The 826-nt window shown below is 55.7% G+C and carries 1 protein-coding gene; it reads right to left on the bottom strand.

Annotated features, from left to right (window positions below; translation table 11 throughout):
• The coding region (locus tag AB5T46_RS20420; protein ID WP_370565947.1) for a hypothetical protein at positions 1-281 on the bottom strand (281 nt) is incomplete at its 3' end.
• Between the last annotated feature and the right edge of the window lie 545 nt (positions 282-826).

Here is an 826-nt window from a genome sequence, read left to right as displayed (position 1 = left end):
GCCCCGTCGCCATTGCTGTCCCCACTGCTCTCAGCGTCTCGTCCGGACTCGCCAGTCTTGCCGGACTGTCTACTGGACAGCGCAAGTGCGATCGCAACACCCATTGCAATACCAAAGCCAATGCCCAAAGCCAGATTGTCCAGCGCAACACCAAATGCTGCACCGATTGCGACACCTAGAGCAATGCCAATGCCTAGATAGCTGGTTTTCTCTTCGTTGCCACTGCCGTGAATGCTAATGCCTAGATAGCTGGTTTTCTTTTTGTTGCCGCTGCCGTACATGCGATCTACCTCCTAGGGGCCTAACGCCTGAGTTAAGCCGTGCCGCGAAGCGGCATCGGCTTGAACGAATTGTTAGGTGCCAGCCCGATCTAGGTGGCACCGCCTGTACTCATTGGCCCACTGTACCTGACCACCACCCAAGCAATTCCGCAGACAGCGAGAGTTAGACCCCAGAGTGGGATGTACAGGATCCACGCATGCGCACCATCATGAGCCGACATGGTGAGCACCCACCCTTGGAACAGCAACAAGATCACATTGAGAAGGGCGAGCATGCCAAGTAGCAGAGGGCAGCGAGCCCTGCGCCGAATTGCTAGCAAGCCAACCAGAAGATGTGGCGCCGCCATGTACAGGTAGTTGGGAACCAGAAACCTAAGGCCACTGGACCAGTCTGCATCTAAACCGGCCAAGACGTACAGAGCGGCTGGAAAGTAAAGTAGCAGTGAAAACAGTACCCAGAATCGCGACGAACTTGCCATTGGCACCTAACGCCTGAATTAAGCCGACCCGCGAAGCGGGTTCGGCTTGAATGAATTGTTAGGCCC

The sequence above is a fragment of the Luteimonas salinilitoris genome (genome assembly GCF_041300785.1).
Lineage (GTDB): Bacteria > Pseudomonadota > Gammaproteobacteria > Xanthomonadales > Xanthomonadaceae > Luteimonas > Luteimonas salinilitoris.
The sequence above is the reverse complement of the archived record's forward strand: the minus strand, read 5'-3'. Positions and strand labels throughout refer to the sequence as shown.